General features: G+C 64.3%; 11 protein-coding genes. 5 read left to right on the forward strand and 6 right to left on the reverse strand.

Features of this window, described 5'->3' with window-relative positions:
• The first annotated feature begins 127 nt into the window (after positions 1-127).
• The gene (locus C444_RS03175) at positions 128-322 is read left to right on the forward strand and encodes a cold-shock protein (protein WP_004515390.1); all 195 of its coding nucleotides are present in this window, start codon (positions 128-130) and stop codon (positions 320-322) included.
• 2 nt (positions 323-324) lie between these two features.
• Positions 325-519 (forward strand): cold-shock protein, encoded by a 195-nt coding sequence (locus C444_RS03180; RefSeq protein WP_004515391.1) that lies wholly within the window; start codon positions 325-327, stop codon positions 517-519.
• Between the two features lie 166 nt (positions 520-685).
• On the opposite strand, the gene C444_RS03185 is transcribed toward C444_RS03180, so the two are convergent.
• The 3 genes from C444_RS03185 to C444_RS22170 form a co-directional block, all read right to left on the reverse strand.
• Positions 686-1,426, reverse strand: coding sequence for a DUF429 domain-containing protein (locus C444_RS03185; RefSeq protein WP_004590882.1), 741 nt, complete (start codon positions 1,424-1,426; stop codon positions 686-688).
• A gap of 111 nt (positions 1,427-1,537) precedes the next feature.
• Positions 1,538-1,723, reverse strand: coding sequence for a hypothetical protein (locus tag C444_RS03190; RefSeq protein WP_004590883.1), 186 nt, complete (start codon positions 1,721-1,723; stop codon positions 1,538-1,540).
• A gap of 41 nt (positions 1,724-1,764) precedes the next feature.
• Entirely contained in the window at positions 1,765-1,923 is a 159-nt protein-coding gene (locus C444_RS22170) for a hypothetical protein (RefSeq protein WP_004590884.1), read from the reverse strand.
• A gap of 74 nt (positions 1,924-1,997) precedes the next feature.
• Between C444_RS22170 and C444_RS03195 the strand changes: the two genes are divergently transcribed.
• Together C444_RS03195 and C444_RS03200 are read left to right on the forward strand one after the other, a co-directional pair.
• Positions 1,998-2,720 carry a nucleotidyltransferase family protein gene (locus C444_RS03195; protein WP_004590885.1) on the forward strand — a complete coding sequence of 241 codons (723 nt, stop codon included), beginning with the start codon at positions 1,998-2,000 and terminating at the stop codon, positions 2,718-2,720.
• A 65-nt stretch (positions 2,721-2,785) separates the two neighbouring features.
• Positions 2,786-3,388 (forward strand): DUF4864 domain-containing protein, encoded by a 603-nt coding sequence (locus tag C444_RS03200; RefSeq protein WP_004590886.1) that lies wholly within the window; start codon positions 2,786-2,788, stop codon positions 3,386-3,388.
• On the opposite strand, the gene C444_RS03205 is transcribed toward C444_RS03200, so the two are convergent.
• The 3 genes from C444_RS03205 to C444_RS03215 are packed head-to-tail and all read right to left on the reverse strand — an operon-like array spanning position 3,385 to position 6,716.
• On the reverse strand, positions 3,385-4,464 hold the full coding sequence (locus C444_RS03205; RefSeq protein ID WP_004590887.1) for a sugar ABC transporter permease: 1,080 nt from the start codon (positions 4,462-4,464) through the stop codon (positions 3,385-3,387). The two genes, C444_RS03200 and C444_RS03205, sit on opposite strands and share 4 nt — an antisense overlap.
• A complete protein-coding gene (locus tag C444_RS03210) occupies positions 4,464-5,426 on the reverse strand; it encodes a carbohydrate ABC transporter permease (RefSeq protein ID WP_004590888.1) in 963 nt (320 codons plus the stop codon). The genes C444_RS03205 and C444_RS03210 overlap by 1 nt, the downstream gene beginning before the upstream one ends.
• A 9-nt stretch (positions 5,427-5,435) precedes the next feature.
• Complete coding sequence (locus C444_RS03215; protein WP_004590890.1) at positions 5,436-6,716, reverse strand: extracellular solute-binding protein; 1,281 nt, start codon at positions 6,714-6,716, stop codon at positions 5,436-5,438.
• A 212-nt stretch (positions 6,717-6,928) separates the two neighbouring features.
• Between C444_RS03215 and C444_RS03220 the strand changes: the two genes are divergently transcribed.
• Positions 6,929-8,240 (forward strand): alpha-amylase family glycosyl hydrolase (locus C444_RS03220; protein ID WP_004590892.1); only part of this gene is annotated, 1,312 nt, incomplete at its 3' end.

The raw sequence follows: 8,240 nt of genomic DNA on the forward strand, positions 1-8,240 counted from the left end.
GGCTGCGTGTGTGGTATGACAGTATTACACACTCCCTAATCGCCAGACTGCGGTCGATTTTCTCTGTTTCCCACCATAGCATCGTACCGACACTGTTATCCGTGGTGCTGGCATCTCTTTGGTTGCAATGGCGAAAGGAACGGTTGATTTCTTCAACGACACTGGCGGTTACGGTTTCATCGACACTGAGGACGCGGACGAAGACGTCTTCTTCCACATGGAAGACATCGGCGGCCCGGACCTCGAGGAAGGACAGGAGCTCGAATTTGACATCGAGCAGGCGGACAAGGGTCCGCGCGCCAACAACGTCACACGGCTCTAACAATGGCGGAAGGCACTGTCGACTTCTTCAACGACACTGGTGGTTACGGCTTCATCGAAACCGACGATGCGGACGAAGACGTCTTCTTCCACATGGAAGACGTCGGCGGCCCTGACCTCGAAGAGGGGCAGGAAGTCGAGTTCGACATCGAGCAGGCGGACAAGGGTCCGCGTGCGACCAACCTCACGCGACTGTAAGACGGCTTCTGTCTACAGTCTAGCACTATAATCACTTGTCAGCGGTCGCGGTGTACCATAGCGTACACGACGGTGGCGCTGGCACGTACATAACTCACGACGAGCGACGGCGCTCACCGGGACACGTCACTACGTGAGCAGTCGCGACATCGCTCGATAGATAATTCTACGTGAGTAGTGGCGACGCCGCCCGGTAGACGATCTCCATCGGGAGGCCCACCGCGTCCCGCGGCGGCTCAGGCGGGAGCGTGTACAGCTCCCCATCACCCGGGGCAGCCGTGTACGCGAGCACAACGGCATCCAGTACGTCGTCGATGGCCACCGCTGCACCACCGGTCGCTTCGGCGGCTTTCTGGACTGTCGGGGCGGCGTCGCGGTCGTACTGTGCGAGGATTCGCATCCGTTCGGCGTATCCCCCAGCGGTGTGTTTTGCGTAGCTGAGCGGCTCACCGGCGAAGGCCCGGAAACAGACCTCCGGGTGAGATTCCCGAATGGCTGCAGCGGCCTCGGGTAGTTCCTGTAGGAGTTCGTCGACCCGGGCAAGGCTGTCGCTACGTGCGAACGCCGTCTCGGAGAGTTCGTGGTCGGTCTTGCGCCTGTGGACGCGGTTGGCCGTCGAGTAGCGCTGTTTCCGGGTCGCTTCCCGTACTGGCGGTGTGCGGATCGTCGTGCTTCGCGCACCGAGGACTGACCGGGCGAGGTCGTCACATCGGCGGTCCGGCTCGCCGGATTCCACGAGTCCGATTGGGACGCCCACGAGTATCCGGCGAGCACGCTCGTCGTAGGCTGACCAGCACTCGCCGATACTGTCGAACACCGACGCGTGGTCGAAGCCGTCGCCGGTGAACGCGACGGCAACCCATGCCCCGTCGCTCCGGTCGACGCCGACGTACAGCGGTTCCGCCATTGTGAATACTCGTTCCGACGGACGCAAAAGTGTATCCCGAGGTGTTTTTGATCCAACTGGTCCGGGCTCCAGCTATCTGTCGAAACGCTGACTGCGCCGGTCCGAAGTCGCTTACGACCGTCCGAACTTCGTGAGGTCCTTGAGCGGCACTAGCCGGTGTGCCATCGCCGGCTTCGTGTAGCCGGCCGACTCCTCGGAGACCCCGCTTGTGAATACCAGCATCTTCTGCTGGAGGACATGGGGAACGCCGTCGTTGTCCCGGATGATGTCCACCGAGCGCCACGCTTCGTCTTCCATGTGTCTGAGTCACACGCTGCTCCCACCTGTCTCTTTCCCCGTCAGGAGTACGGCCCGACGAAGACAGTCCGGAGCCGTGCACCGCAGTTCGGACAGCACAGCGTCTGCCAGCGGTCGGCGTCGAGGTCGCCAAACGTCTCCCGGCGAATGGCTTCCTCGGCGGAGACCGACCGGTCGCAGGTGTCACACTCCTCGACCATACAGATTGTTGGCAGGCCACAGACAAAACCCGCTCGTCCACAGGCATTTAGCCGGCCCGAGCGTCAGGCCGGATATGGATGGCGTCGTACTCGCTGCCGGCAAAGGGACGCGGATGCGACCGCTCACTGCGGACAGACCGAAGGGACTGGTCGAGGTGGCCGGAACGCCGCTGCTGACACACTGCTTCGAGACGCTGCTGTCAATCGCTGTCGACCGCTTGGTCGTCGTCATCGGCTACCGCGGCGACGATATCGTGGCCCACTACGGCGACCAGTACCGGAACGCGCCAGTCGAGTACGTCCGGCAGGACGAGCGGTTGGGGCTCGCCCACGCACTCGAACAGGCCTGCTCCGCCGTCGACGGGACCTTCGTCATGCTGAACGGCGACAATGTCTGCCGGGCGAACCCCGGCGACGCGCTCGACCGCCACCGCGAGACCGACGCCAGCGCGACGCTGCTCGTCGAGGACGTGTCGCGGGCGGTGGCCAAGTCGACCGGCGTCGTCACAACGGACGGCGAGGGGAGAGTGACCGGCCTCGTCGAGAAGCCGTCGGACCCGCCGTCGACACTGGTGACGCGGGGCTTTTTCGTGTTCGAACCGGCCATCGGCCACGCCTGCGCGCTGACGCGCCCCTCTGACCGAGGTGAGTACGAACTCCCCGACGCAATCGACCTGTTGCTGAGCGCCGGCCACCACGTCGAGGCGGTCGAACTCGACGGTTGGTGTCACAACGTCAACGAACCGAGTGACATCGAGGCGGTCGAACAGCGACTTGGCGAGAGCGTCGACCGCTGACGAGCGAACCGACGCCCGGTACGCGGTGACAGAACACCGAAGGGGCTCCACCCCAATACAGGGGTATGACACCCGTTCGGCCGCTGGTGTTCGTCGCGCTCGCCGTTCTCGTCTCACTGGCGGGCTGTGGGTCGCTGTTCGGCAGCGGCGAGCAGGCAGCGACCGAGGCGACGGTGACACCCGCCGAAGTACCAACAGAGGACGCGCAAGCGGTCGAGCCGGTGGGAGCCGAACGGGAGTACTGGGGGAACGTCTCCGTTGACGCCAACAGATCGGCGGTGACGCAGCCGCGGGTCCTCGAACTGCGACCGAACTGCGAGCGGCCGCCGGGACTCGTCGTCCACATCCAGGTGCTGGCGCTGCAGAACAACGACCCGGCGACGAACGAGGGCATCAATACGACCTGGCAGTTCGCGTCCCCGTCGAACCGGGACCTGACGGGACCGTACTCGAACTTCGTCCGGACAATCCAGAGCGGGTTCGAGCCGCTGTTGAACGCGACGGGCGTGCGGTACGGGCCGCTCGACCGCGACGGCGACACCGCGTCACAGCCGGTCACGGTCGTCAACGAGAACGGAACGACAACGAGCTATCGGTGGACGGTCGAAAAGCAGACCGAAGGGCGTTACGAGGGCTGCTGGATGACGGCGGGCGTCGCGCCGGCCTAACCTTCCATCCCGCTGAACGAGAGGCCGCCTTCGATGTAACGCTGGGCGAACAGATACGCCAGCATGATCGGCGAGGCGAAGGTGAGCGCGAACGCGGAGAAGCGCGCCCACGGGATGGAGTACTCGTCGACCATCGCGTACAGGCCGACCGGCAGGGTGTAGTTCTCCGTTCCCAGCAGCGTCTGAGCGACGACGAACTCCGTCCAGCCGGTGAGGAAGACGAAGATGAACACCGTCGCCAGCCCAGCGGTCGACATCGGGATGATGACCTCGGTGACGACCCGCCACGGCGGCGCGCCGTCGACGACGGCGGCCTCCTCGTAGGAGACCGGAATGCCGTCCATGTAGGTCTTCAGCAGCCACGTATTGAACGGTACGGCGGTCGCAGCGTAGTACACCGCGAGCGCCAGTTTGCTGTCGTTGATGCCGAACTGGACGTACAGCGCGTACATCCCGATGAGCAGGGCGACCCCCAGACCGCCTCCGACCTGTGTCATCAGGACGTAGAGGAACAGTATCTTCCGACGGAAGAGGAATTTTCGCCGCGAGAGTGCATAGGCCGCCGGAACGATGAGCGACATCGCGATCAGCACGGTGGGAATCGCCACCATGAGGCTGTTCCAGAGGAAGCGCTTGAACTCCGACGGGCGGTCGACGCCGTAATCTGAGGCGTCCAGAATTTCGATCCCCGGCGTCTGGAACACGAAGGCGAGATCGGTGAACGGGATGGCCGCAGATATCGAGTACGACGGGACGATGAGGTCACCGATGACCCAGATGAACGGCTTGATCGTTGGATTGGAAGGCAGCAGTGAGAAGCTCTCGGACGTGTACAGCGAGCTTCCGGAACCGGAGAGGGCCGCCATCAGAATCCAGTATATCGGGAAGAGCAGTGCCAGCACGACCAGTGTCGCGCCGATGGTCGAGAGAATGACCTTCAGAACCTCCGATGCGGGTAGCTCACCCCGACGGACGGCCTGCACGGTGTAGGACCACTTTCGAACTGTTCGGGCGGGCATCGTGGCGAACGTCTTGATGTCGTCGCCGAGCTTTCTGGCGATTGCACCGAGCAACATCAGTCGTTCACCCCGTCGGCGAGCTTTCCTTTCTTGACGTTGAGCCACATGAACGCGCCGATGAACACGAGCGCGATGATACTGATAGCCGCACCGCGGCCGTACTGCTGGAACGACAGCGCCTCACGGTAGCCGTAGACGACGATGAGTTCGTTCGCCCGCGCCGGGCCGCCCTGATTGAACACGAACGGGATGAGGAACTGCTGGAACGACGCCGCAGATGTCAGAATCGACGCGAACAGCACGGGCCGTTTGATCGACGGTAGGGTGATGTGCGCAAAGCGTGCCAGAAACCCAGCGCCGTCGACGACGGCCGCCTCGTGGAGTTCCTCAGGCACGTCCTGGAGCGCGCTGACGGTGATGATGACCATGAACGGGTACGCCAGCCACGCCTCCGTGACGTTGTACGCGACGAAGGCGGTCCAGCGGCCCGACAGCCACGCGACCGAACTCGCCCCGAACGCGGTCAGCAGTTGGTTCATCAGCCCGAACTCGGCGGAGCTGAAGATGCCGCGCCACACGGTGATAGTGAAGATCGGCGGCAGCCCCATCGGGAAGATGATGAGCGAACGCAGGACGCGCTTGCCGCGGACGAGGTCGCTGGTCACGACGAGCGCGATCGCCAGGCTCGCCCCGATTTTGAGCGTGACGCTCGTGGCGACGAACAGCCAGGTGACGCCGAAGGAGTTCCAGAACTGGCCGTCGGTCAGCACGTCGGCGTAGTTCTCTAATCCTACGAACAGCGCGTCACCGAACGTGAGCACGGCGACGACGCCCTCGCCGGCGAACAGGTTCGCCGGCTCCGCGTTCGTAAAGGAAATACCCAGCAGGTAGAAGACCGGGAACAGCATGAACGCCGAGAAGACGAACAGCCCCGGGAGCACTAGCAGTAACGACGCGTCGTCCCGCGTCAGAAACGGGACCGACTCGATGCGGTCCGCCGCTCGTGAAACGGTACTCATGGGCGTTTCTCACTCCCAGTTGCTGCGGATTTCCTCGGCGGCGGCCGTCAGCGCCCCCTCGGCAGTCGCGTCGCCGTTGAACGCCTCGATGAGGGCGTTTTCAAGCGGCGACCACACCTTGTTCATGCGCGGGTCGGTCGGCATCGGCACCCCCTGACTGACGGTCTGGGAGTACGTCCGGACGTGGTCGGGGAGTTCGTCGCTGCCGACGAGGCTGTCGAGCACCGGAATCGCGCCCTGCTCCTCGGCGAGCCGCGTGGCGTGGTCCTCGTTGGTGGCGAACCACTCGACGAAGTTCCGGGCGGCCGTCGCGTCGGCCCCGCTCTCGCTCATCGCGTCCGCGAAGTACCACATCGAGATGCCGGTGTACGGCGTCACCTCGCCGCCGTCGATTTCGGGGAACGTCGCCACCTCGTAGTTCACGTCGTTCTGGTTCAGCGTCGCCAGGTACCACGGCCCGTTGACCGCGAAGGCGGCGTTCCCCTCCGAGAACGTCGCGGCCTGCGGTTCGTAGGTCGGGTCGTCGGGCATGTACGGGCGGAGTGTGTCGAGAGCGAACTGGAGCCCTTCGATGGCTTCGTCGGCGTCCAGCCCGAGCGCCGGGTCCCGGTCCGGATCGAAGATGTAGCCACCGAAGGCCTGGATCCAGCCGCTCGTGAAGTACGGAACGAACGGCGAAGAGAGGCCGTACTGGCTGCTGGACGGGTCGTGATATTCCTCCATCACCGCCACCATGTCGTCGATGGTCTCGGGCGCTTCGTCGACGACGTCCGCGTTGTAGATGAGCGTCACCGTCTCCGCCGAGTGCGGAAGGCCGACGACGGCGTCGTCGAACTGGACGGCCGAGGCGGCGGCGTCCGTGAACTGGTCGAGGCTCACGGAGAGTTTATCGGACTGGTCGACGACGAACTCCCGCTGGTAGTAGTCGCCGACCCAGTCGTGCGCCCACTCGAAGATCTCCGGCCCCTGCCCGGCCGGAATCGCGCTCGTGGTCTTCTTTTCCATGTCGGAGATGTCCGACCCGTCGACGCCGAACTCCGTCTCGCTCTCGAAGGTCCGGATCGCGTCCTGGCGCGCGGGCTGCTCCGAGTCCTGAAGCTGGTACCACGCCGTCGCAGTCCCGCCCGACTGCTGCGTCCCGCCGTCGGCTCCGTCGCCAGAACCGTCACCGGCTGCCTGCTCCCCGTCCGAGCCGCCACTCCCCTGCTCTTGCACACTACAGCCAGCCAGGGCTGCAGCCGCGCCAACGCCGCCGATCCGCTTGAGCACCGTCCGTCGTTCCATTGTCATGGATAGATATGGGATGAAATAGTCCTTCATAACTTAAATCATTCGGAAATCGAAGGAGACAATGATGACAGATTCGGGAGATCGACACGCAATAGCTCCGCTGTGTGTCGGTTTCAGTGGAGTCGGGCAGGTCAATATATACGAAGTAATAATCATTCTCAAATTCAACCGGAAACGTAACACTCATCGGACCGACCCCGTACCGTAGGCGTATGCACCATCCAGGCCCGCCGCGGTTCGCCGCCGTCGGCGAATCTGTCGAACTGGCCCCGCGTCAGCCCGAGCCCGACATGGCCGCCGAGTGGCGGCTAGCCGAGCGACCGGCAGCGAGCACGGCGACGCTCGGCGACGGCCCGGTCTGTCACCTCGAACCCGACGTGCCGGGCGTCTACCGAGCAGCGGTGTCGACAGCCGATGAGACACACGAACAGGTCGTCCGAGCGTTCCCGGCAGTCACCGAGACGGCCCGATTCAGCGTCACGGCGAAGGACTTCGACTGCGACGGCGATACCGCCGACCTCGCCGACCGCGCCATCGTCATCGGGAAATTCAACGACTTCACGATGGGGACCCACTGGGCCGAACGCGACGGGGACGAGTGGGTTATCGAGGCCGACCTGCCGCCGGGGACCCACCACGCTATCTTCAGCTTCGACGGCTCCTTCGAGTCGACCGCGACCGACGAGGCCACCGTCGAAGGCCCCGGTCGACCGCGGGTCGAACTCACCAGTGAAACGGTAGATGAGGTCCTCGTCGTCTCGGCGGACGCCCACGCGGCCCCGTCGGGGAGCGAGCCGGAAGTCGAGTTCTACCTCGACGGCCGGGACGCGCTGGCGGAGTCGGCCGTGATTATCGACGGCGACGAACTCCGGGTGCCGCGCGAAGCCCTGCCCGAAACGGCTCGGATTCACGCGGTGGCCGTCGCCGAACGCCACAGCGTCGCAGACACGCTGGTCATAGGGCACGACGGTGAGACTGGAGAGGCGACCGCTGACGACACAGCGACCGTCTCACGGCCGGCCGACCCGCCGGCCTGGGCCGGCGACGCCACCATCTACGAGATATTCGTCCGGTCGTTCGCCGGTGAAACCGTCGACACGACCTTCGAGGCCATCGAGCGGCGGGTCCCCTACATCGAGTCGCTGGGCGTCGACGTGGTGTGGCTCACGCCAATCCAGGCGAGTCCGACCCGGCACGGCTACCACATCACGGACTTCTTCGACACCGCCACGGACCTGGGGACGCGCGAGGAGTTCGAATCGCTGGTCGACCGGTTTCACGACGCCGGGATTCGAGTCATCTTTGATCTGGTCATCAACCACAGTTCGCGGGACCATCCGGCGTTCCAGCTCCACCGAGCCGGCGTCCCCGAGTACGAAGACTACTACGAGCGAATCCCGGCGTCGCAAGATGTCTCCGACGTCGATTGGGCGGGCGAGGACGCACCGGGGCACTACTTCAACTGGACGCGGATTCCGAACCTCAACTACGACTCGCTCGAACGAATGAGATCGGAAGAGCGGT

Source organism: Haloarcula japonica DSM 6131, from assembly GCF_000336635.1.
GTDB classification, from domain to species: Archaea; Halobacteriota; Halobacteria; order Halobacteriales; family Haloarculaceae; genus Haloarcula; species Haloarcula japonica.